Source organism: Kribbella shirazensis (assembly GCF_011761605.1).
GTDB classification, from domain to species: domain Bacteria; phylum Actinomycetota; class Actinomycetes; order Propionibacteriales; family Kribbellaceae; genus Kribbella; species Kribbella shirazensis.
This window is the reverse complement of sequence record NZ_JAASRO010000001.1, coordinates 1,267,953-1,289,919: the sequence shown is the minus strand read 5'-3', so window position 1 is coordinate 1,289,919 and position 21,967 is coordinate 1,267,953. Positions and strand designations below refer to the sequence as shown.

The 21,967-nt window shown below is 67.4% G+C and carries 19 protein-coding genes; 11 read left to right on the top strand and 8 right to left on the bottom strand.

Going from position 1 to position 21,967, the window contains the following annotated elements:
* Positions 1-113: 113 nt before the first annotated feature.
* Positions 114-602, top strand: a complete 489-nt coding sequence (locus BJY22_RS06270) for a GtrA family protein (protein WP_167204322.1) — start codon at positions 114-116, stop codon at positions 600-602.
* Here the strand turns inward: BJY22_RS06270 and BJY22_RS06265 are convergent.
* Entirely contained in the window at positions 508-2,727 is a 2,220-nt protein-coding gene (locus BJY22_RS06265) for a glycosyltransferase (RefSeq protein WP_337758274.1), read from the bottom strand. The genes BJY22_RS06270 and BJY22_RS06265 overlap by 95 nt on opposite strands.
* Complete coding sequence (locus BJY22_RS06260) at positions 2,703-3,602, bottom strand: NAD-dependent epimerase/dehydratase family protein (RefSeq protein ID WP_167204320.1); 900 nt, start codon at positions 3,600-3,602, stop codon at positions 2,703-2,705. Before BJY22_RS06260 ends, BJY22_RS06265 begins: the two co-directional genes overlap by 25 nt.
* Before the next feature lie 258 nt (positions 3,603-3,860).
* On the opposite strand from BJY22_RS06260, the gene BJY22_RS06255 reads away from it, so the two are divergent.
* Positions 3,861-7,811, top strand: a complete 3,951-nt coding sequence (locus BJY22_RS06255; protein ID WP_238350298.1) for a GH92 family glycosyl hydrolase — start codon at positions 3,861-3,863, stop codon at positions 7,809-7,811.
* 66 nt (positions 7,812-7,877) lie between these two features.
* Entirely contained in the window at positions 7,878-8,111 is a 234-nt protein-coding gene (locus BJY22_RS06250) for a hypothetical protein (protein ID WP_167204316.1), read from the top strand.
* A 214-nt stretch (positions 8,112-8,325) separates the two neighbouring features.
* On the opposite strand, the gene BJY22_RS06245 is transcribed toward BJY22_RS06250, so the two are convergent.
* The 4 genes from BJY22_RS06245 to BJY22_RS06230 all read right to left on the bottom strand — a co-directional run bounded on the left by BJY22_RS06245 (position 8,326) and on the right by BJY22_RS06230 (position 13,844).
* Entirely contained in the window at positions 8,326-8,640 is a 315-nt protein-coding gene (locus BJY22_RS06245; RefSeq protein ID WP_167204314.1) for a hypothetical protein, read from the bottom strand.
* Positions 8,641-8,687: 47 nt separating this feature from the next.
* The gene (locus tag BJY22_RS06240) at positions 8,688-9,884 is read right to left on the bottom strand and encodes a mannosyltransferase family protein (protein WP_337758272.1); all 1,197 of its coding nucleotides are present in this window, start codon (positions 9,882-9,884) and stop codon (positions 8,688-8,690) included.
* Positions 9,885-9,971: 87 nt separating this feature from the next.
* Positions 9,972-12,212: a transglycosylase domain-containing protein gene (locus BJY22_RS06235; protein WP_167204312.1), complete on the bottom strand. Its 2,241-nt coding sequence runs from the start codon at positions 12,210-12,212 to the stop codon at positions 9,972-9,974.
* Positions 12,213-12,338: 126 nt separating this feature from the next.
* Positions 12,339-13,844, bottom strand: coding sequence for a short-chain fatty acid transporter (locus BJY22_RS06230; RefSeq protein WP_167204310.1), 1,506 nt, complete (start codon positions 13,842-13,844; stop codon positions 12,339-12,341).
* Positions 13,845-14,058: 214 nt separating this feature from the next.
* Here BJY22_RS06230 and BJY22_RS06225 point away from each other — a divergent pair, with 214 nt between their 5' ends.
* From BJY22_RS06225 to BJY22_RS06195, 7 genes are all read left to right on the top strand, one after another.
* Entirely contained in the window at positions 14,059-14,643 is a 585-nt protein-coding gene (locus BJY22_RS06225) for a PadR family transcriptional regulator (protein ID WP_167204308.1), read from the top strand.
* A complete protein-coding gene (locus BJY22_RS06220) occupies positions 14,640-15,719 on the top strand; it encodes an inositol-3-phosphate synthase (protein ID WP_167204306.1) in 1,080 nt (359 codons plus the stop codon). The genes BJY22_RS06225 and BJY22_RS06220 overlap by 4 nt, the downstream gene beginning before the upstream one ends.
* Positions 15,720-15,783: 64 nt before the next feature.
* Positions 15,784-16,122: a hypothetical protein gene (locus BJY22_RS06215; protein ID WP_167204304.1), complete on the top strand. Its 339-nt coding sequence runs from the start codon at positions 15,784-15,786 to the stop codon at positions 16,120-16,122.
* 2 nt (positions 16,123-16,124) lie between these two features.
* Positions 16,125-16,952 (top strand): DUF72 domain-containing protein, encoded by an 828-nt coding sequence (locus BJY22_RS06210; protein WP_167204302.1) that lies wholly within the window; start codon positions 16,125-16,127, stop codon positions 16,950-16,952.
* A gap of 86 nt (positions 16,953-17,038) precedes the next feature.
* Positions 17,039-17,218 carry a hypothetical protein gene (locus tag BJY22_RS06205; RefSeq protein WP_167204300.1) on the top strand — a complete coding sequence of 60 codons (180 nt, stop codon included), beginning with the start codon at positions 17,039-17,041 and terminating at the stop codon, positions 17,216-17,218.
* Entirely contained in the window at positions 17,215-18,219 is a 1,005-nt protein-coding gene (locus BJY22_RS06200; RefSeq protein WP_167204299.1) for a hypothetical protein, read from the top strand. The genes BJY22_RS06205 and BJY22_RS06200 overlap by 4 nt, the downstream gene beginning before the upstream one ends.
* A 24-nt stretch (positions 18,220-18,243) precedes the next feature.
* Positions 18,244-19,437, top strand: a complete 1,194-nt coding sequence (locus tag BJY22_RS06195) for a M20 metallopeptidase family protein (RefSeq protein WP_337758267.1) — start codon at positions 18,244-18,246, stop codon at positions 19,435-19,437.
* On the opposite strand, the gene BJY22_RS06190 is transcribed toward BJY22_RS06195, so the two are convergent.
* On the bottom strand, positions 19,408-19,929 hold the full coding sequence (locus tag BJY22_RS06190; RefSeq protein ID WP_167204295.1) for a MarR family winged helix-turn-helix transcriptional regulator: 522 nt from the start codon (positions 19,927-19,929) through the stop codon (positions 19,408-19,410). The two genes, BJY22_RS06195 and BJY22_RS06190, sit on opposite strands and share 30 nt — an antisense overlap.
* A gap of 94 nt (positions 19,930-20,023) precedes the next feature.
* On the opposite strand from BJY22_RS06190, the gene BJY22_RS06185 reads away from it, so the two are divergent.
* Positions 20,024-20,446 carry a nuclear transport factor 2 family protein gene (locus BJY22_RS06185; RefSeq protein WP_167204293.1) on the top strand — a complete coding sequence of 141 codons (423 nt, stop codon included), beginning with the start codon at positions 20,024-20,026 and terminating at the stop codon, positions 20,444-20,446.
* Between the two features lie 56 nt (positions 20,447-20,502).
* On the opposite strand, the gene BJY22_RS06180 is transcribed toward BJY22_RS06185, so the two are convergent.
* Entirely contained in the window at positions 20,503-21,933 is a 1,431-nt protein-coding gene (locus BJY22_RS06180) for a pre-peptidase C-terminal domain-containing protein (protein ID WP_167204291.1), read from the bottom strand.
* Between the last annotated feature and the right edge of the window lie 34 nt (positions 21,934-21,967).

The following is a 21,967-nucleotide window of genomic DNA, read 5'->3' as shown; positions in this document are numbered from 1 at the left end:
ATCCCGAGTACCCACTCCAGTAACGTGATCGGCCCCACCTATTTGGCTGGTAATCGGCTGAGAATTTCCGGTGCGCTGTCTCCGGCTGGTGCCCGGGTGCAGAATAGACGGCGATGCGCGCACTCACCGAGATCAGAGCTCGCCGCGGCACATGGTTGCTGTGGGCGAAGTACTCGGCCGCCTCCGTAGTCGCGACGATACTCAGCCAAGCGGCGTTCGCGCTCTGTTACTGGTTCGGCACGACGCCGCTGATCGCGACCCTGGTCGCCTGGGTGACCGGCACGGTGCCGAGCTACCTGATCAACCGGCACTGGACCTGGGGCCACCGCAGCCCGAGCGGCCGCGACCTGTTGCCGTACGCAATCATCGTGGTGGTGTCCGCCGTCCTCGCGGCGATCGTCACCACGGTCACCGACAACCTGGTCCAGGACCGGATCGCCTCGCACGCCTGGCAGACTGCCGTGGTCAGCGCCTCCTACCTGGGCACGTACGGCGTGTTGTTCATCCTCAAGTTCGTACTGTTCGATCGCTACGTGTTCGCCAAGAAGCCTGCGCCGGCGTCCGATGACCCCGCCGAAGAACGTACTCCCGTAGCCACGTAGTCGTCATCACACGCCCGTAGTTCGCGCCGTACACCACGCCGGGGCCCTTCTTGCTGTTGCCGTCGCCGCGGCGCCGCATCGTCATCGGCAGCTCGACCACGCGGGCGCCGAGCGCGAGCGCACCGAGCAACAACTCCGACGACTGGTACTGCGGTTCGCGCAACGTCACCGCGGTGGCCAGCTCGGCCCGCATCGCGCGGAACCCGAACGACGTGTCGGTCAGCTTCTTCCGGGTCAGGATCGACGCGAGTACTGCGAACACGCGAACGCCGACCCACCGCAGCCGGCTGTCCGCGTCCTCCGCCCCGAGACGGCGGGATCCGGTGACGAAGTCGGCCCGGTCGAGCAGGATCGGCTCGAGAAGCGTCTCGAGCTCGTCGTTGTCGTACTGGCCGTCCGCGTCGGTCGTGACGACGTACCGCGCCCCGCCCTGCGCTGCGAGGTGATACCCGAGCCGGAGCGCGGCGCCCTGACCACGGTTGCTCGGGGCAACACACACGTACGCCCCGTGCTCGCGAGCGACCTCGGCGGTGTTGTCGGTCGACCCGTCCACCACGACCAGGACGTCGACCGGCAGGCCGGCGCAGGTCCGCGGCATGTTGGTGAGCACGGGGCCGATGCCACCGGCCTCGTTGTACGCCGCGATGACCACGACGACCGGTGCGAGCTCCTTCCGGCCGAAATCCTTGGCTGCTGCGGCATCCACGGCGTCCGGGTAGTCCGCCATCGCAGGTCGCGCCTGGTCCTTGCCGAGCAGCGCGCGGAGGCCGATGGCACCCGCCAGTGGGAAGAAGATCAGTCCGGGCAGTTGGTAGCGCCAGGAGAACTCGAAGGCGGCTGAGCCGAGTAGAAGGACCACACCGGCGGCTGCAGGGAACAGTGCGGCCGAGCGGAGGGCTCTACCTCGCGCTACTGCAGCAAGAGCAAGCAGTAGGCAAAGGGCAAGCAGTGTGCCGGATGCGTAGCCGCCGTGCAGCTGGTACGCACGCAGGATGACCGCAGGTACGTGGGCGACCTGTGGCTCAGACCCTCCCCATTTCACTGCAGCCTTTGCGGTATTGGGGTCCTTGAGCCCGGGGTACTCGAGCTGGAACTGCCAGCGGTCCAGCGGTACGTCGTTGGGTGAGCTGGTGCGTGTCGGCGCGAAGCCCTTCGCGAAGTCCTTCAGCACTGCCCAGGTCACGTCGACGGGCTGGTGCTTGATGACGAGATGCGCGAACTCGGTCGCCAGCTCACGCTTCGTAGTACCTGGCGGAAGGGGGCCCGGCCAGTTCGGGTCGCCGTAGTGGTTGTGGGCGTACTTGTCCACGCCCAGGCGTTGGCCGAGCGGTTCCTTGGGGCAGAACAGTCGCGTGCCCTCGTTGAGTGGCAGCGTCTCGCAGTTGGCGACCGTAGCGGTCCGGCCGTACAGGACCTGGTTCTCGGCGCCGGTGAAGCCCCAGCGGCCGGTGTCGGCGCGGTAGTACCCGGCGTACGCGGCGAACACGACGGCGAAGCCGGCCACAGCGGCAGCGGTACGGCGTACGACGTCCATGCGGCGTTTGCGCCAGGCGTTGCCGACCACGATCAGGTAGAGCACGACCGCGATGAGCAAGACGAGGCCGATTGCACGGACCGTGAACGCGGCGCCGACCAGTACGCCGACGAGCGCCGCCTTCCGCCAGCCGGGAACGCCCTTGGCGAGCAGCAGCCAGAGGATCGCCACCAGGATCACGTCGAACGTGGTCTCCGCCATGATGTTCTGCTCGATCTGGACCTGGTAGGCGTCGAGCAGGATCGGTGCGGCGGCGAACGCGGACAGCCAGCGGTAGACGGTGAGCCTGCGGGCCAGGGCGTAGATCGCGACGCCGAGGAGTAGGCCGGCGAGGTGCTGGACGATGACGACGAAGGTGAGGCCGCCGATCCACACCAGGGGGCCCAGCACGAAGTCGTACCCGATGGGGTTGAGCTGGTCAGGGCTCAGCTTGCCCATGTTCGTCAGGTACTGGACGGAGTCGGTGTAGATGATCGCCGGGCGGTAGGCGACGGTTGCCAGGATGCGCAGTACCAGTCCCAGGGTCAGAAAGAGGACGAGCAGCCAGTGCCGCCGCAATACTGCCTTCACTGTTGTTTGAAGTACTGCCACGTCCGTGCCAAGCCATCCTCCAACGACACCGTCGGCCGGTAGCCGAGATCGTTGGTGATGTCCACGACCACCGCCGGCATCTCACCCGCCGGCGCCTCGACGTGCTCGGCCGGCACCGGACACCCCGTCGCCGCGCGCACCGTCTCGATCATCTCCAGCACGGACACCGATCGGCCGGAGCCGATGATCGCGCGTCCGTCGTACTTGCTGTCCAGCGCGATCAGCACGCCGTTCACCACGTCGTCGATGAAGACCAGGTCCCGCCGCTGCTGCCCGTCGCCGTACACCCGGACGCCGGTGCCGCTGAGCGCGGCCCGCATCATCCGCGGCACGAAGCTGTCCTTGTGCGACATCCCCGGCCCGTACACGTTCGTGAACCGCAGGGCCGCGGTCGCCATCCCGTAGCTCCCCGAGTACGCCGAGAGCAGCATCTCGCACGCCGCCTTCGTCGCGCCGTACGGCGTCAACGGCCGCAGCGGGAGATCCGCGGTGATGGTCGACGTACCCACATCCCCCACGACCGCGTTGGTCGACGCGAGCACGAACCGGTCAACGCCACTGCCCCGCGCCAGCTCGAGCAGCACCTGGGTGATCGTCACGTTCTGCGCGAACGTCTGCATCGGCGCGTCCACCGACCGCAGCACCGAGGTCAACGCCGCCAGATGCACCACACTCGTCGGCCGCGTCTCGAAGGCCGCGACACAGGTCTCCTGGTCGGCCAGATCCCCCGTCACCACGTGCACCCCGTCGTCCCACGACGAGTCCGGCGGCTCCCGATCCACCGCCGTCACCGGCATCTCTCGCTCCCGCAGGGCAGCCACCACGGCCCGCCCGATGAACCCCGAGGCCCCAGTGACCAGCACACGTTCGTCCATGCCCTTCAACCTACCTCCGGGGTGTCGATCCGCCAGCATGGATCGACAATGCGCTACGAACTATTGACTCGCAGTGACATCGCTAGGCAGGATCAACCCCGGGCGCGGGCTGACAACCTTGTCATCGGGGCCGCGTACCCACACGGTGGGCGGGGGGAGCCTCGTGCTGCCGGCCGGACACAAGGAGCGTGGATGAATCTCCGCCGCCCACTGGGGCTCGTCACGTCTCTCGGGCTCGTTGTGACAATGTCTACTGCCATGACGTCAGCACACGCCGCACCGTCCTCCGCGTCCGCGCAGGAAGTGGTGAGCGGCACGTCGTACTACACGTCCTTCGAGCCGGGCCAGCCGCAGCCCGGCTACACCGATGCCGTGGAGACCGGTCCGGACGGGAAGCCACGCACCGACGGGGTGCGCGGCCCGACGCCGACCGGGATCGGCGGCAGCGAGATGGACAAGGTCACCAAGGTGACCGCGAACGGCGAGAACACCGGTGGCGGCGAGATCGCCACGAATGCCGCGGACGGTGACAAGTTCACCAAGTGGCTCGTGTTCGAGCCCACCGGCTGGCTGGTCTACCAGACCTCGGCTCCGGTGGTGATCAAGAAGTACGCGCTGACCTCGGCGAACGACGCCGACGGCCGCGACCCGCAGAACTGGACGGTGTCCGGTTCGAACGACGGGACCACCTGGACCACGCTCGACGCCCAGACCGGTCAGAGCTTCGAGAGCAGGTTCCAGACCAAGGAGTACAGCTTCGCCAACGACACGGCGTACACGTACTTCAAACTGGACATCACGCTGAACCACGGCGAGAACATCGTCCAGCTCGCCGACTGGTACCTGTCGAACGGCGCCCCGCTGCCTCCTCCCGGTCCGGTCGCCGAGTCGCGGCTGGACTCCGGCCCGACCAGTGCCTACAACGCCCGTGCCCGCGTCGGGTTCACCGGCGTGAAGTCCTTCCGGTACGCCGGACACCAGCACAGCGAGGGCCGCGGGTACACGTGGAACAAGATCTCCGACGTCGACCTGAAGGTGGGCAAGGACACCCGCCTGTCGTACAGGATCTTCCCCGAGCACGTCGAAGGTGACCTGAGCTACCCGAGCACCTTCGCCGCGGTCGACCTCGCGTTCGACGACGGGACGTACCTGAGCGACCTGAAGGCTCGCGACCACCACGGGTTCGAGCTCAGCCCGCGTGGCCAGGGCGACTCGAAGTCGCTGTACACGAACCAGTGGAACAACATCGAGGCGGATCTCGGCAAGGTCGCCGCCGGCAAGACGATCAAGCGGATCCTGGTCGGGTACGACAAGCCGTCCGGCCCGGCCGAGTTTCGTGGCTGGCTCGACGACATCCGGATCGCCGCCGCGATCAACCCGGACTCCGCGGCCCAGAACACCGCGGCCAAGCACCCGTCGGACCTGGCGCTGACCACCCGCGGTACGAACGCAACCGGCGGCTTCTCGCGGGGCAACAACTTCCCGGCCACCGCCGTACCGCACGGCTTCAACTTCTGGACGCCGGTGACGAACGCCGGCTCCACCTCCTGGCTGTACGACTACGCCAAGGGCAACAACGAGGCGAACAAGCCGACCCTGCAGGCGCTGTCGATCAGCCACGAGCCGAGCCCGTGGATGGGTGACCGGCAGACGTTCCAGGTGATGCCGTCCACCGCTGACACGCCGACCGCGGATCGCAAGGCCCGCGCGTGGTCGTTCAGTCACGACAACGAGATCGCCCGGCCCTACTACTACGGTGTCACCTTCGACAACGGCAACGCGGCCGAGATCGCGCCGACCGACCACGCGGCGATGCTGCGGTTCAGCTTCCCGGCGGGCAAGGCGTCGCTGGTCTTCGACAACGTGAACAACAACGGCGGGCTGACGCTCGACCCGGCGACCGGTGTGGTCACGGGGTACTCCGACGTCAAGAGCGGCCTGTCCACCGGCGCCGGCCGGCTGTTCGTGTACGGCGTCGTGGACCAGAAGGTGATTGCCTCAGGCAAGCTGTCGAACGGCGGCGGAGTGAACGTCGGCGGGTACTTCATGTTCGACGCGAAGACCACCCAGGTGCAGCTGCGACTCGCGACCTCGCTGATCGGCACCGAGCAGGCGCGCAAGAACCTGGAGCTGGAACTGCCCGCGGGCTCGAAGTTCGGCAATGTCAAGGACGCGGCGCAGGAGCAATGGGACAAGAAGCTGCGCACGATCGAGGTCGAGGGCGCGACGGCCGACCAGCTGACCACGCTGTACTCGAACCTCTACCGCCTGTTCCTGTACCCGAACAACGGCTCCGAGAACACCGGGACCGCGAAGGACCCGGTGATCAAGTACGCGTCGCCGACCTCGCCGAAGGTGGGCACCGACACCCCGACCACGACCGGCTCGAAGATCGTGGCCGGCCAGACGTACGTGAACAACGGCTTCTGGGACACGTACCGCACGGTGTGGCCGGCGTACTCGCTGTTCGCCCAGGACACGGCGGCGGACCTGGTCAACGGCTTCGTCCAGCAGTACAAGGACGGCGGCTGGATCTCCCGCTGGTCCTCCCCCGGCTACGCGAACTTGATGGTCGGTACGTCGTCCGACGTGGCGTTCGCGGACGCGTACCTCAAGGGCATCAAGGGGATCGACGTGCAGGCGATGTACGACGCCGCGGTGAAGAACGCGTCCGTCGTACCGCCGTCGCAGAACGTCGGCCGCAAGGGCATGGACCTGGCCACGTTCAACGGCTACACGGCCAACACCACCGGTGAGGGCTTCAGTTGGTCGATGGACGGCTACATCAACGACTACGGCATCGCGAACATGTCGAAGGCGCTGTACGACAAGGCGAAGAAGAGCGACCCGCGCAAGCAGGAGTACCTGGACAACTACAAGTACTTCCTGAACCGGGCCCGCAACTACGTCACGCTGTACGACCCGACGGTCGGGTTTTTCCAGGGCAAGGGGCCGGACGGCGTCTGGGGTAACTCCCCGAGCACGTTCGACCCGCGCGACTGGGGCCACGACTACACCGAGACGAACGCGTGGAACATGGCGTTCTCCACACCGCAGGACGGCGCCGGCCTGGCCGCGATCTACGGCGGGCGGGACGGTCTGGCGAAGAAGCTCGACGAGTTCTTCAGTACGCCGGAGGACGCGCTGCACCCCGGCGGGTACGGCGGCACGATCCACGAGATGCTCGAGGCGCGTGACGTCCGGATGGGGCAGTACGGGCACAGCAACCAGCCGTCGCACCATATCACCTACATGTACGACTTCGCGGGTCAGCCGTGGAAGACGCAGTCGCTGGTGCGCGAGGCGTTGTCGCGGTTGTACCTCGGCTCGGAGATCGGGCAGGGGTACCCGGGCGACGAGGACAACGGCGAGATGTCGGCCTGGTACCTGTTCAGCATGCTCGGGTTCTACCCGCTGCAGGTCGGGTCGCCGACGTACGCGATCGGCTCGCCGTTGTTCACCAAGGCGACGGTCCGGCTGGCCGGCGGCAAGAAGCTGGTGGTCAGCGCGCCGAACAACAGCGCCCGCAACGTCTATGTGAAGAGCGTTCGCGTGAACGGGAAGAAGTGGACGTCGACCGCGCTGCCACACGACCTGATCGCGAGCGGCGGCAAGATCGAGTTCGAGATGACCGACCAGCCCACCACCTGGGGCTCCGGCCGGAACGACGCCCCGCCGTCGCTCACCACGCCCGGCGAGGACCCGATGACGTGGCGCGACTCCACCTCCGACACCGGTGCGGTGATCGGCGCGGGTGGTGCCGACGTCTCCGCGCTGATCGACAACGACTCGAAGACGCAGGTCACGCTGACGGGCGCTCAGCCGACCGTCACGGTCGCCCTGCCGCAGGGCCGTCCGGTCGGGATGTACACGCTGACGAGCGGTGCCACCGGTACGGCGCCGTCCGCGTGGACGCTGGAGGGGTCGAACGACGGTACGACGTGGACCGCGGTGGACCGGCGTACGGACCAGGCCTGGACGTGGGCGTCGTACACGAGGTCCTTCACGGTCGCCTCGCCGAAGGCCTACACGCAGTACCGCCTGGTGCTCACCCCGGCCGCGGGCGCCACCGGCGTCACGCTGTCGGAGATCGAGCTCCTCGGCACGCTGAAGGGCGTCGAGACCGGCACGCACCCGAGCGACCAGCGGGTCGCCCAGACGAAGCCGAGCCCGACCCCGTCGCAGTCGATCGACCGCAACTACGGCTGACACAGCACTGAGGGCGACGGCAGCCTGCCGTCGCCCTCAGTGCACATATCACGGCATGCTAGGCGTATGTCCGACACGACGCGCATCACCGTGACACTGCCGAGCGACCAGGTGGCCGAGCTGAACAAGATCACCGACAACGTCGCCGGGTACGTCGCCGACGCCGTCACGCGACAACTGCGGCATCAACTGCTCGCCGGGGACCTGCAGCGCTACCAGGATCAGCACGGGGAGTTCTCCAAGGAGGAGTTGGCTGAGGCAAGGTCCGCGATCTCCAGCGGCTCGGCGAGCGCCGAGTAACCGATCACGACCCGCCTGTGGGCGTGTCCGGCTGATCGGCATCTGACCCGCGAAACCGAAGGACGACGGCCGCCGCCGTCGTCCTTCGGTTCTCGACTACTCGGCGGAGCCTGCCCCTGAAAGGTTCCGCCGGGGATTAAGGAGGGGTGGCGGTCCCCGCCCGGACTGCCACCCCTTCACCCCTATCGACGTTCGAACCCGCCCGAGGGTTGCCTCATCCCAGAACTGTCCACATGTCGGACAACAACAGGAACCAGACGGCGTTCACCGCCAGCACCCCGACCGTGGCGACCACGGCGAAGGTCCATCCCAGCCCGGCCCGGAGCGCCAGCACAGGGAGGGCCAGAGCGGCCGCAACGCCGCCGAGTTGTACGGCGAGCAGCGCACCGCCGCTCTCCACGGCGCAACTCACCGCCGTCGGTGGACACAGCGGGGCCCCGAACTGGCGCATCAGGGCGTACGCGACCCCCGCCACCACACCGACGAACACCGTCTGCAGGCTGACCCTGCCGATCGTCCGCGCTTCCATAGCGTCACGGTAAGCACTCGGCGGGTGCATCACCTGAGCAGAACTACTCAGCCGGACCAGCGGCCGGTGAAGAAGCCGGCCGCCCAGACAGCGGCCAGGGGTATCGCGACCGCCAGATAGAGGCGGCCGAGCCACGGTCTCCGCCTGGCCACCACCGCGAGGCCGATCCACAGCGGCCACATCAGCAGAGTGGCCCGGGTGAGTGAGTAGATCCAGAACGACGTACAGAACGCCCCGATCGTGGCCGCGACCCAGGCCGCCTCTCCCCAGGACCGGCGCCAGAACAACCAGGCGAGCAGCACCAGCGCGACGAACAGCGCGACCAGCTCGGCCCGGAACATCCAGGTCCAGTCACTGCGGTCGGCCGGGAAGTGCCCCTTGCTCGCGGCCTCGAACGTGTGCATGAGCGAGACCCACGGCCAGGTGAACTCGCGCGCCCAGCCCTTCTCCTGCGCCTCCTGCCAGGCGAACCACGAGCCGTGGATCTGCTTGAGGTACGCCATGAAGCCGAGCACCGGTACGGCGGGCAGCGCCAACCAGGGCAGCGAGAGCCAGTCCCGCTTCTTCGAGGTCACGAACTCGACGAGCAGCGCGAAGATCAGGAAGAGCCCGGACACCCGCACCGTGCAGGCCAGCGCGACGAAGACCGCGGCCCGCGCCCACCGCCCCTGCCGCGCGGCCAGCCAGGCCGGGAACGCGAAGGCGCAGAACAGTGCCTCGGTGTACCCGGCGGCGAGGAACACACCGACCGGAGCGCCGTACCAGATCATCGCCGCGTTGGGCCCGATGCCCTTGAGCTCCGGGAATTCGTACTGCGCCAGTTTCGCGAGGTACACGCCCGCGAAGGCGCTGGCGACCGCTGATACCACGATGCCCGCGGCGACGTAGCCGATGCCGGTGTAGCTGACGATCCGCACCAGCAACGGGAAGCCCGGGAAGAACGCGGCCAGCGGCGCACCGGACGGCTCACCGTTGTTGTAGCCGAACTCGGCGACCGCCTTCAGGTGCCAGACGTCCCACTGCAGCCAGGCGCGCCAGACGTTGGGGTAGTCGGCCCCGCGGTTGAACAGCAGCGGCGCCGAGACCGACAACACGAACAGTGCCACTCGGGTGACCAGCCACCACCCGAGCACCTCCCGCGCTGACGGCGAGGGCGTCCACCGCTGCCACCAGGCCCCGACGACCCGCGCTCGCCGCGCCCGCCCCGGCCGTGGCTCGTCGGCAGCCGCGCGCTCAAACACCACGCCACCACCGCACACCCCAGTCCGCCCGAGTCACGCCCCTATCGTCCCCTATCCCCGGAGCAGCCACCGCAGGCGGCGGCACCCGCGCTACTGGCCCCCGGGTGACCTCGGGGTTTCGGTGGGTTCGGGTTGACCGGTCGGCAACGACGGTATGACCGGAGTCGTCGTCGTACGCGTCGGCTTGGTCTTCGTGGGGCTGCTGGTCGGCTTGGTCGAAGGCGGCGTACTGGTCGGGGTGTTGGGCGGCGGAGTGTTCGGAGGCGGGGTGTTGGTCGGCGTGTTCGGCGGCGGCGTGTTCGACGGGGTGTACTTCGGCGTCGGGCTGCCCTTGGCGATGTCGTCCTCGTTCGGCTCCACGAACTCCGACTCCGGAACCCCCTCGAGAGCCTTCGACATGAACGCCAGCCAGGTCTTCAGCGGCCACGAGCCACCGAAGAACGCCTTTTCGTCGGAGTAGTTGTCCAGGTCGCTCTCACCGGTCTTGCCGGCCCGGTACACGACGGACGTGGACAGCTCGGGCGTGTAACCGGTCCACCACGACGTCAGGGTCGCGGAGCCTTCCTTGCAGCCGTCGCACGCCTTGTTCTCCGCGCGGTCCTCGACGGCGACACCACCCGCGGTACCGGTCTTGCCGGCCACCGCACGGTCGAGCTTCTTGGCGCCGGTGCCGGTGCCCTTGGTCACGACGTCCTGCAGGACGTAGTTGACCATCCGGGCGGTCTCGACCGGGATCGCCTGCTTGACCTGCTTCTTGAGGTCCCGCTCCGCCGAGAACAGCACCTTGCCGTCCGGGCCGCGGACCTCCTTGATGGTGTGCAGCGGCGCGTACTTGCCCTCGGCCGCGAAGGTCGCGTAGGCCTGGGCCATATCGACCGCCGACGCGTACGGGTCCGGTCCGAGCACGGTCGACGGGTTGTTGCGGCCGACCTCGAGCGCCTTCGTCTTCGGGATTCCGGCCGCCTCCGCGACGTTGACGAGCTTGTTCGGCCCGTCCTCCATCTGGTTGTCGACCAAGTCGTAGAACGCGGTGTTGATCGACTGCTCGGTGGCCTTCAGCAACGTGACGTCGCCGTAGTCCCGGTTGAACTCGTTGTTCAGCTTCTGGCCCTGGATCTCGATCGGGCTGTCACCTTGGAACTTGTCCCAGATCGACTTCCCGTCCTCGAGTGCCGCGGCCAGCGCGAACGGCTTGAACGACGACCCCGGGCGGGACTTCGTCGTCGCCCAGTTCAGCTGACTCTTCAGGTAGTCCGGCCCGCCGTACATGGCGACGAGCTCGCCGGTGCCCGGCTTCACCGACGCCATTCCGACGTGCAGGTTGTCGCGCTTCTCGGGCAGCTCGTTCTGGGCTGCCTCAACGATCTTCTCCTGCTGCTTGTAGTCGAACGTGGTGACGACCTTCAGGCCACCGCCGCTGATCTCGTCCTCGTCGAAACCTCGCGCGCGCAGCTCCTTGCGGGCCATGTCGAGCAGGAATCCCGTCGGGCCCTTGAAGCGGTCGCTCTTCTTTTTCTGCTTGCTGAGGTCGGGCAGCGACTTGGCGTACCGCGCCTCCTGGGCCTCGGTGATCGTTCCGTTCTGGCGCATCCCGTCCAGGACGTACTTGTACCGCTCGACGATGCGCTTCTTCGTCCGCGGGTCCGTGTCGTTGACGTCGAACAGGGTCGGGTTGTTCAGCACCGTCGCGAGCAGGGCCGCCTGCGGCACGGACAGCTTCCGCGGGTCCGACACGTTGAAGTACGCCTCGCCCGCGGCCGAGATGCCGTAGGCGCCCTCACCGAAGTAGATGGTGTTGAGGTACCCCTCGAGGGTCTTGGTCTTGTCTTCCTGCCGACCGAGCTTGGTCGCGATGAACAGCTCCTTGAACTTCCGGGAGACTGTCCGCTCCTGCGTCAGGTACATGACCTTGACGTACTGCTGGGTGATCGTCGAGCCACCCTGCAATTGCTCACCGCGGGCGATGTTCCACGCGGCACGAACCATGCCCGACGGCGAGATGCCTGGGTTCGTCCAGTACGACCGGTCCTCCGCGGCGATCACCGCGTCCTGGACATGCTTGGGGATCTGGCTCATCGGCACCGAGCGTCGGTTCTGGTCGAAGAAGGTGCCCAGCTGCCGGGATCCGTTGTTCCAGGTCACCGTGGTCGTGTTCGTCTTGAACTCGGCGTTCGGGTCCGGGATCTCGGTGCTCTGGTAGATGATGAAGAACGCCGCGACGCCGGCGATGACGCCGAGGAAGAAGAGTGCGGCGAGCCAGCCGAGGATCCGCAGCGCCCAATGTTTCTTGCGCCGGGGCGGCGGGGCGGCCTTTCTACGAGCTTCACTCACTGTGCAATCCTCGACGATCTCGCGGAAGTCATTGCCCCACAGACTACGGTGGGTGTGGTAACGGGCCCGAATCCGCTCCGGATGCTAGCAAGGCTGTCCGGCGGGGCTCAAAGTCGGTGCAAGCGATTACCTCGTGACGTGCGGTGCGAGCAATGTCACGGCGATCAGCGCGGCCGGGAAACAGGCCAGGAACATCGTGAACGTGTAGCCCATGATGTCGCGCGCCTTCAGGCCGAGGATGGCCAGCGTCGGCAGCATCCAGAACGGCTGCAGCAGGTTCGCGTTGGCCTCGCCCAGGTCGTACACGACGACCATCCAGCCGGCGTCGACCTTCAGCTCGTTCGCCGCCTGCAGCACGTACGGCGCCTCGATCACCCACTTGCTGCCGCCGCTCGGCACGAAGATGCCGAGGATGCACGAGTAGATCGCGACCAGCGGCGGGAACAGGAACTGGCTGCTCGCCTGCACCAGCCATCCGGCCAGCCGCGCGGAGATCCCGGTGTAGGCGATCATCCCGAAGATCCCGCCGTACAAGGGGAACTGGAGCAGTACGCCAGCCGCCGCCGGGGCGCCGTCGCGCACGGCGCGGGCCATCCGCCACGGCCGCCAGTGCAGGAGCAGCGCGAGCAGGAACAGCACCAGATTGACCGTGTTGAGATCCAGCGCGTTGAAGAAGTTCTTCCCGCTGAAGTAGCGCACCAGATAGATCGCACCGAGCAGCACGATCAGCACAGTGAACAGCGGCGAGTGCTCGAGCCAGTCACCGGGTCGACGCGTCTCCTGACCGTTGCCCTGCTGTCCGTTGCTCTGCTGTCCGTTGTAGGGCGATCCGCGGCCGATGAGCGGCTTGAGTTCGATCCCGATCTGCTCCGCGGTGCGCGCACTGTGCTCGCCGGGCGCGATGAACCAGGCCATCGCCACGCCGACGCAGTACACGATCAACGTCGCCACGATCGCCTGCCACGTGAAGATCGTGTCGCTGAGCGGGATCAGACCGCTGGCGTGACCGCCGGCCCTGATCACCTCCTGCACCGGCGCCGGGCTGCTGCTCGCGCTCGCCACCTGCAACGCGGCCGAGCCCGAGAGCCCCTGCGCCCACACCGTTCCGAGTCCGAGGAACGCCATCGCGCCCAGCGCCCGGTAGTCCGCCTTCGGCACGTTGCGCGCCACCTCGCGGGCCAGGATGGCGGCGAAGATCAGGCTGAAGGCCCAGTTCAGGTACGACGCCAGCATCGCCACCGCGGCCACGAAGGCGACCGCGCTGCGCGGGCTCTTCGGGATCCGGGCGAGCCGGGTGATCAACCGCGCGACCGGTCCGCTGGTCGCCACGGCGTACCCGCCGATGATGATCATCGCCATCTGCAGGGTGAACGTGATCAGCGACCAGAACCCGATGCCCCAGGCATCGACCAGCCCGAAGCCCTTGGTCGCGGCGGGGTCGTCGGGGCGCTTCAGCAACGGCTCACCGGTGACGAGCCCGAACAGCAGCACGACGAACGTGCCGACCAGGACGAAGCCGAAGGCGTCCGGCAGCCACTTCTCGGTGAACGCGGTGAACCGTAGGGCCAGGCGGGCGAGCACGCCCTCGGCTTCGACGTCCGGCCTGGCGTGCTTCGCATGACTCTCGGTCATTACCGTCCGCTCCCGGGCTGCGACTCTGGGTGTCATTCGATTAACGCAGATCGGCGGCTGACGTAACAGGTTTCTGGGCGCGCCGGGCGATCGAGGTGACAAAGCTCGGGTTTGTCAAGAGTTGTCCACAGGTCTCCACTCTGCTTACAGTGGCGGCACGATGTATCGAACCGATACATCAGGTCATGACAAACTGGACCGAGGGAGGTGGCTCATGGGAAACCGCAGTGGGGTCCTGGAGCTCGCCGTACTCGGTCTGCTGCACGAAGCGCCGATGCACGGTTACGAGCTCCGCAAGCGCGTCAACGCCCAGTTCGGCTGGGGACGCGTGCTGTCGTTCGGTTCGCTCTACCCGTGCCTGAAGGCGATGCTCCGCAACGGGCTGATCACGGCCGACCCCGGGACGCCGGAGTCGGGCCGGCGGCCCAAGATCGTGTACACGATCACGGCCGACGGCAAGGACTACTTCGCGCACGCGATGCACGAAGCCGGTCCGTCGGCCTGGGAGGACGACACGTTCGGCGTCCGCTTCTCGTTCTTCGGCCGGACCGATCCGGCCACCCGGTTGCGCATCCTCGAGGGCCGCAAGGCCCGGATGGAGGAGCGGCTGGCCAACTTCCGGGCGGCGATGAGCCGGACGGCGGAGCGGGTCGATGCCTACACCCTCGAGCTGCAACGGCACGGCCTGGAGTCGGCCGAGCGCGAGGTCCGCTGGCTGAACGAGCTGATCGACGGCGAGCGGCGGCAACAGCGGCCCCCTGACCAGCACCATCCGCCAACCCAAGGAGATTCCAGATGACCTCGATCCGCGTGGCGATCGTCGGCGTCGGCAACTGCGCAAGCTCGCTCGTCCAGGGCGTGCACTACTACCGCGACGCCAAGCCCGACGAGCGCGTCCCCGGTCTGATGCACGTCGTGTTCGGCGACTACCACGTCCGCGACGTGGAGTTCGTGGCCGCGTTCGACGTCGACGGCAAGAAGGTCGGCCTGGACCTCGCGGACGCGATCGGCGCCAGCGAGAACAACACGATCAAGATCTGCGACGTACCGCCGACCGGCGTGACGGTGCAGCGCGGTCACACTCTCGACGGCCTCGGCAAGTACTACCGGGAGACCATCACCGAGTCCGACGCCGACCCGGTCGACGTGGTGGCGACGCTGCGCGAGGCGGCCGTCGACGTCCTGGTGTGCTACCTGCCGGTGGGTTCGGAGCAGGCGGCCAAGTTCTACGCGCAGTGCGCGATCGACGCGGGCGTCGCGTTCGTGAACGCGCTGCCGGTGTTCATCGCCGGCACCAAGGAGTGGGCGGACAAGTTCACCGCGGCCGGCCTGCCGATCGTCGGCGACGACATCAAGTCGCAGATCGGCGCGACCATCACGCACCGGGTGCTGACCAAGCTGTTCGAGGACCGCGGCGTGACCGTGGACCGCACGTACCAGCTGAACGTCGGCGGCAACATGGACTTCAAGAACATGCTCGAGCGGGAGCGCCTGGAGTCCAAGAAGATCAGCAAGACCCAGTCGGTCACCTCGCAGCTGCGCGAGGAGATCGAGGACCGCAACGTGCACATCGGCCCGTCGGACTACGTGGCCTGGCTGGACGACCGCAAGTGGGCGTTCATCCGGCTCGAGGGCCGCAACTTCGGCGACGTACCGCTGTCGCTGGAGTACAAGCTCGAGGTCTGGGACTCGCCGAACTCGGCCGGCATCATCATCGACGCCATCCGCGCCGCGAAGATCGCCAAGGACCGCGGCATCGGCGGCCCGATCCTGTCCGCGTCGTCGTACTTCATGAAGTCGCCGCCGGAGCAGTACGCCGACGACGTCTGCCGCGACCTCGTCGAGAAGTTCATCCGCGGCGAGATCGAGCGCTGACGTTTTCCACAGGTGAAACACGCCGCCCCGGCTGACCGGGGCGGCGTGTCATCATGTCGGGCGAATGACCGAGATCCGTGACTACCGCACCACCGACGTTGCCAGTTGGCTGCGCTGCCGCCTGCTGAGCTTCTTCGACACCGAGTACTACGACGTGCTGGACGCGTGGACGCGGGGGGACGCGGCGGCGAACGACTGGTACCGGCGTTCGGGGTTCACCGAGAACTACCGTTATCTCCATGTCTACAAGTCCTCGCAGGACGGCGCCGACGGTTTCGAGACACCGGACGGGGTGAACGACATCGTGTCCGCCTTCATGCATGCTCCGATCTCGGCCGAGGCTGGGATGCGCGAGCGCTTCTCCCGTGTGCACGTCTGCCGTCAGTACGTACGACCGGTGTGAGCATGCTGAACGTCGGTTGTGCGCAGTGGACTCATGCCGCGTGGGGGCAGCCTTCGCGGGACAAGTTGCGGTCGTACGCCTCGTGGTGCAACGCCGTCGAGAGCAACACCACCTTCTACGCCACGCCGTCCCCCTCAGCCGTCGCGAACTGGGCTGCGCAGACGCCGCCCGACTTGCGGTTCGTGGTGAAGCTCCCGCAGCTGATCACCCACGAACGCCGGCTCACCAACGTCGACGCCGAACTGCGTGCGTTCCTGAGCGCGATCGAACCGCTCGGCCCGCGCAACCACGCGGTCTGGATCCAGCTCCCGGCCGCGTTCTCCCCCACCGACCTCGGCGCCCTCGCCGCGTTCCTGCACAAGGCGCCCGGCGACCATCGGTACGCCGTGGAGGTCCGCCATCCCGCCTTCTTCGACGATCCCCGCGCCGCGACGAACCTCGAACGAGTGCTGGCGCGGTCGGACGCGGAGTGGATCCCGTTCGACACCGGCACGTTGTTCGCCCGGCGCCCGACCAGCTTCGCGGAGCGGGACGCGTGGATGAAGAAGCCGCGGGTCGCCCGCCGGACCCGCGCGCTCACCGGTCATCCGATCGTCCGTTACATCGGCCGTGACTCGGTGGCCGAGACCGTCGACGGCTGGGGCTACCTCGTCGACCTCGTCACCACCTGGCTGTCCGAAGGCCGCTCGCCGACGATCTTCCTGCACACCCCGGACAACGCCGAGGCCCTCAACCTCGCCCGCCGCTTCCACACGACCGTCGCGGCCGCCGTCCCCACCCTCCCGCCGCTCCCCGAGCCCGTCGAGGCCGAGCCGCCCACGCTCTTCTAGTTATCCACAGTTCCAGAAGTCCTCCGCGAAACGGTGGCCGATCTCCGTATGTTCTCCGCCGAATTCACGACTCGGGAGGACAACCCATGGAGCACTCGACCGGTACGACACCTCGCTCGACCCACGCCGAGCGGCAGGCCCGCGCCGACTGGCTGATCACCGAACTCGGCCGCCTCGCGGACCACGCCGAAGACCCACAGGACGAAGCCCGCTACCGACGGACGGCCGACTCGCTGGTCCGGCTGGCGACCGCGCTGCGCTCGTGACCACCGCAGTACTCACCCCGACCTCGTTCGAGGAGCTGCTGGCCGTCAGCGGGGAGACGGCTCGTGATCTCGCCGGCGCCGACCAGTCCGCGTGGAACGGTCTGGTCGTCGCGTCGTCGAGCGCGATGCTCGGCCTCGCCCACTGGGACGGCACGCTGTACCTCGATCAGGAAGCGATCCTCGCCCCTCTTCAGCACATGTACGAACACGCCGGCGCGAGCCGACCCACCCCAACCCTCGTCGCCTACCGCGAGTCACTGGCGACACTTCTCCACGAGCACGCCCATTTCCTCGGCCCGTCCGGTGTGACACAGGAAGCAGCCCGCGAAGGCTTCGTCAAACCCGGCAGCCGCGAACTGGAGGAAGGCGTCACGGAGGCCTGGGCGCAGGACCATCTCGACGCCTACATCCACCGCCTGGGTATCGACGAAGTTGCCCCCGGCATCAACTCGGTCCGCTCCACTGGTTACTACCCCGCTTTGGTCCCCGCCGTCCGCGACCTCACCGCCTACCTGGAAACGCGCAACGACCTCCCACCCGGCCAAGTGCTGATCGACCTGAACCGCCAAACCGCCGCCGGCCAATTCCCGATGCTTGTCGACCTCGTCTACAACTCCACCCAGCTCCCCACCTTGGAGCCGCCAGACGCCGACACCCACGCCCGCCTGGAGTCCCTACTCCGCTCAGGCCTGACCCACCTCAACGCCTATGAACTCCTGGCCCCCGACCTAGCCACGACCAAATCCCATGCCGCCGCCAAGTCCCTGCTCGACCACGTAGATCACGAACTCCTGTCCGCCGAATCCAGCCACCGCACGATCACCCCAACCCCAACCCACACCGCCTTTGCAGGCCTCGCACCCCCGACGACCCCGTCCACGTCCCCCACGCTGACCGCCACCCGCACCCCCATCCACAAGAACATCCCAGAACTCACCAGATCGCCGACAGCAGTCCCGTCCCGCTCCGCCGGCCAGCAAGAGATACGGTCGCGTGGGTGACTGTTGTGTGGATTAGCTGGAGGTGTGGTGGTGGATCTGGTGGGCGAGGGTCTGGGGATTGCGGCCGGCCTGGTGGAGCTGCGGCGGGTCTTGCACCGGGAGCCTGAGGTGGGGCTTGTGTTGCCTCGGACTCAGCAGCTGGTGATGGATGCGCTGGCCGGGCTGCCGTTGGAGCTCACCACCGGCCGCGAGGTGACATCCGTGGTGGCCGTACTGCGGGGCGCAGCCCCGGGTCCGACCGTGTTGCTGCGGGGAGACATGGACGCGCTGCCGGTGGTCGAGGAGACAGGCCTCGAGTATGCGGCGGAGAACGGGAACATGCATGCCTGCGGCCACGACCTACACACAGCAGGCCTCGTCGGTGCGGCGCAGTTGCTGAGCGCACACCGCGAGGAACTGCAGGGGAACGTGATCTTCATGTTCCAGCCCGGCGAGGAAGGACTGGGCGGCGCCGGGTACATGCTCCGCGAAGGTCTCCTGAACGCCACCGGTGACAAGCCGATCGCGGCGTACGCGCTGCACGTCTGGGCGCAGGCGCCGAAGGGCACCTTCCAGCTGCGCCCCGGAACGACGATGGCAAGCTCGAACCAGCTGCACATCACCGTCCGCGGAAAGGGCGGGCACGGCTCGATGCCCGACCGCACGGTGGATCCCGTGCCGGTCGTCGCCGAGATCGTGCTCGCGTTGCAGGCGTACGCGACGCGGCGGGTGAATGTGTTCGACCCGGTGGTCATCACCGTGACCCAACTCGAAGCAGGCCTCGCGATCAACGTCATCCCGAACACGGCCCGCCTGGGCGCCACCGTGCGGACGCTGTCAGACGCAATGCTCGACCAGCTGACCCACGACCTACCGGCCCTGGCCGAGCGGATCGCCGCCGCTCACGGTTGCACCGTCGACGCCCGCCTCAACCCGCAGTACCCGGTAACTGTCAACGACGCCGACCGTACGGCGCAAACCACCGCAGTCCTCACCTCGTTGTTCGGCGCAGACCGCGTGCAGCACCTGGAGAACCCGCTGATGGGCGCTGAAGACTTCTCGATGGTGCTACGCGAGGTACCAGGCACTTTCGCAATGGTCGGGGCCCGCCCCGACGATGTGTCCGCAGAAGAGGCGCCATCCAACCACTCAAGCATTGTCCGCTTCGACGACGCCGCTCTCCCCCACAACGCAGCCGCCCTGGCTCAACTAGCCACCACCCACCTCATCCCGACCTGACCCGTTACCCGGTTTGGAGCTGGGGGTGGCCAGATGAGTGTTGACGCGGGTCAGGAGGTTCAACAGTTGGGTGCGTTCGGCGGGCGTGAGCGGGGCCATGACCTGGTTGTTGACGTCTTCCAGGATTCGGTCCAGGTCGGTCAGGCGGCGTTCGCCGGCTGAGGTGATGGTGATGACGTTGCGGCGTTTGTCGGCGCGGTCGGGCGCACGGCGGATCCAGCCGCCGTCGGCCAGTTCGTTCAGGACCGAAACCAGGTCGCTCTTGTAGATGCGAGCGCGGCCGGCGAGTGCCGACTGGCTGGCAGGGCCGAACTCGGCGAGGGCGGCCAGTACGACGAAATGGTCCTTATGGGCGTCGACGGCCCGGAGCGCGTCGCCCGCGGCGCGGTGGGCCTGGGCTGCCGTCATCCCCACGAGCCGCGAGAGCTGAGCCTTGAGCCGCTCAGGCGTCTCGTCCCCGCGGTCGAAGCGCAGGTCGTGGTCGTCCTCCATGGGCTCAGCGTACCGCCGTTGCGTTAGTCGGACTAACGATCTATATTCATTGGGACAGCCAACGTTAGTCGCACTAACAATCCGAGGAGACGGCATGACTGAGATCCGCAAGCTCATCGACCGCAGCGAGCTGGCCGACCTGGTTGCCCGGCACAGCCTGTGGATCGACGAGCAGCGGTACGACGAGACGGACCAACTGTTCACCGAGGACGTCGTCGTCACGTCGCTGCGCGGGGAGGCCAAGGGCATCGAGGCGCTCGTCGCCCTGGTGCGGAAAGGTCACGACGACTACGCAGGCACCCTGCACAACAAGTCCAACCTCGTGATCGAGGTCGACAACGACACCGCCACGGTGCGAGCACACGACATCGCCGTCTTCGTCCTGGACGACAAGACGGAGGCGATCGCCGCCGGCATCCACCACTACCAGGCGCGCCGTACCCCCAACGGCTGGCGCTTCAACCGCCTCGAAGTCACGCCGCTAGCACTGACCACGCCCCTCGAACGTGCCCTCTAGCCCCCGGCCAGGCCTGTGGCTGGTCGATCCGCCAGAGAGCGACCAGCCACAGGGGTTCAGGAGGGGGAAATGCCTAGCGTGTAGGCGCCTCGGCTGCCGTAAGTCGAGTAGCCGGTGTTCAAGGGGTCGCCGTAGCCGACATTGTCGATTCGTAGGTAGTACCTACCCGGCTGCAGCGTGCCGCTAACACTTGCGCCCAGCCCTGTTGGCGTCCCGGCGTCGGTCTGGCCGGACGCTGGGTCGTTCGAGGCAACGACTGCGCCGGAGCTGTTCAGCATCTCCAGCTTGATGTCCAGGTTGCCGCCGGACGGCGCGGAGCCGGCCGTCGCGGTGTAGTTGCCTGCGGCACTCACGTCGACGCTGTACACGTCGGTGTCGTTCTCGGCCGCGATGACTCCAGAAGCCGGCGTGCCGACAGGCAGCGCAGCAGCATCGCCAACAGTGTCCCCGGCTTCGTCAGACCGCAGTCCGAGACCGTGCGACCCGGCGACCGCGTAGTCGTCTTCCTGGTTGTTCGCGTCGGCGTACTGGCCCTTGCTCCACTGGCTGATGCCGCGGTAGTACCCGACGCCCATGATCGGCGCCCACGCGCCGTGGCCCTGGTAGTACCCGACCGACGACGTGCCGTCGTGGCTCAGGCCGACGTTGTGCCCGGCCTCGTGCGACGCCGCCTCGGCCAGGTTCTTCGCACCAGTGCCGACGCCCTTCGTGAACACCAGCGCCGGCTGGTAGTAGTCGTGCCGGGTGGAGTTGTTGTACACACCGACGTACGCAACGCCTCCGCAACCGCACCCGGACTGGTACCAGGTGTCCGGATCGATCAGTACGCGCGTCCCGTACTGCTCGTCCGACGCACCCGACCGGTCGATCGCCGACTGCGGTGGCTCCTGCGTCGTCACGTCCACGTCGAACGCGGCATAGTCCTCCGCGACCCGGGCCCAGACCTCGTGGACGACGTCCTGCTCGGCGGTGCTCCAGTTGCTTGTGTTCCCGTCGGTGTCGTACGCCGACACGTTGACCGGATCGACGCCCTTCGACGCGTTCCACGCAGTACCGGTGATGGTGTGACCGTCGAAGTCCAGGTAGATCACCCGGTTCGAGCCCGGCTTGCTGTGCAACTCGAACGCCGGACCGGTCGCGGCGGCAACGGCAGTCTTGGCCCAGCGGGGCGACGCCTCGGGAGCCTTCTGCGCAGCCGTAAGCCCAGGCTCGCGGTAGAACAGCTTGCTGTCGGCATCGAGCCAGGCAGTCTTGTCGGTCGCCAGGATCTGCTGCAACTGGCCCGTCGGCAGCCCGTTGTGCGCGGCGACCTCAGCCAGCCGCGACTGGACCTTGCCGAGTGCCTGACCACCGGCCAGCGGTTGGGGCAACAACTGGTCGACGGGGGTCGGTTGCGCATTGGCCTGGCTGCCGAGTCCGACTGCCAGCCCGCCGAAAACAACAGCACCAGCACACGCGAGTGCGCTGGTGCGGCGGAGTCTGTTCATTTTGCGGGTTCCTCCTCACGTCCCCCCCGGTGGG

What these genes read in the sequence shown, in the direction of transcription:
- BJY22_RS06225 (WP_167204308.1), top strand. Translation starts at nt 14,059, where the DNA reads ATGGGAAACCGCAGTGGGGTCCTGGAGCTCGCCGTACTCGGTCTGCTG.
- BJY22_RS06245 (WP_167204314.1), bottom strand. Translation starts at nt 8,640, where the DNA reads ATGGAAGCGCGGACGATCGGCAGGGTCAGCCTGCAGACGGTGTTCGTC.
- BJY22_RS06250 (WP_167204316.1), top strand. Translation starts at nt 7,878, where the DNA reads ATGTCCGACACGACGCGCATCACCGTGACACTGCCGAGCGACCAGGTG.
- BJY22_RS06210 (WP_167204302.1), top strand. Translation starts at nt 16,125, where the DNA reads ATGCTGAACGTCGGTTGTGCGCAGTGGACTCATGCCGCGTGGGGGCAG.
- BJY22_RS06190 (WP_167204295.1), bottom strand. Translation starts at nt 19,929, where the DNA reads ATGGAGGACGACCACGACCTGCGCTTCGACCGCGGGGACGAGACGCCT.
- BJY22_RS06220 (WP_167204306.1), top strand. Translation starts at nt 14,640, where the DNA reads ATGACCTCGATCCGCGTGGCGATCGTCGGCGTCGGCAACTGCGCAAGC.
- BJY22_RS06270 (WP_167204322.1), top strand. Translation starts at nt 114, where the DNA reads ATGCGCGCACTCACCGAGATCAGAGCTCGCCGCGGCACATGGTTGCTG.
- BJY22_RS06185 (WP_167204293.1), top strand. Translation starts at nt 20,024, where the DNA reads ATGACTGAGATCCGCAAGCTCATCGACCGCAGCGAGCTGGCCGACCTG.
- BJY22_RS06255 (WP_238350298.1), top strand. Translation starts at nt 3,861, where the DNA reads ATGACGTCAGCACACGCCGCACCGTCCTCCGCGTCCGCGCAGGAAGTG.
- BJY22_RS06215 (WP_167204304.1), top strand. Translation starts at nt 15,784, where the DNA reads ATGACCGAGATCCGTGACTACCGCACCACCGACGTTGCCAGTTGGCTG.
- BJY22_RS06260 (WP_167204320.1), bottom strand. Translation starts at nt 3,602, where the DNA reads ATGGACGAACGTGTGCTGGTCACTGGGGCCTCGGGGTTCATCGGGCGG.
- BJY22_RS06205 (WP_167204300.1), top strand. Translation starts at nt 17,039, where the DNA reads ATGGAGCACTCGACCGGTACGACACCTCGCTCGACCCACGCCGAGCGG.
- BJY22_RS06230 (WP_167204310.1), bottom strand. Translation starts at nt 13,844, where the DNA reads ATGACCGAGAGTCATGCGAAGCACGCCAGGCCGGACGTCGAAGCCGAG.
- BJY22_RS06180 (WP_167204291.1), bottom strand. Translation starts at nt 21,933, where the DNA reads ATGAACAGACTCCGCCGCACCAGCGCACTCGCGTGTGCTGGTGCTGTT.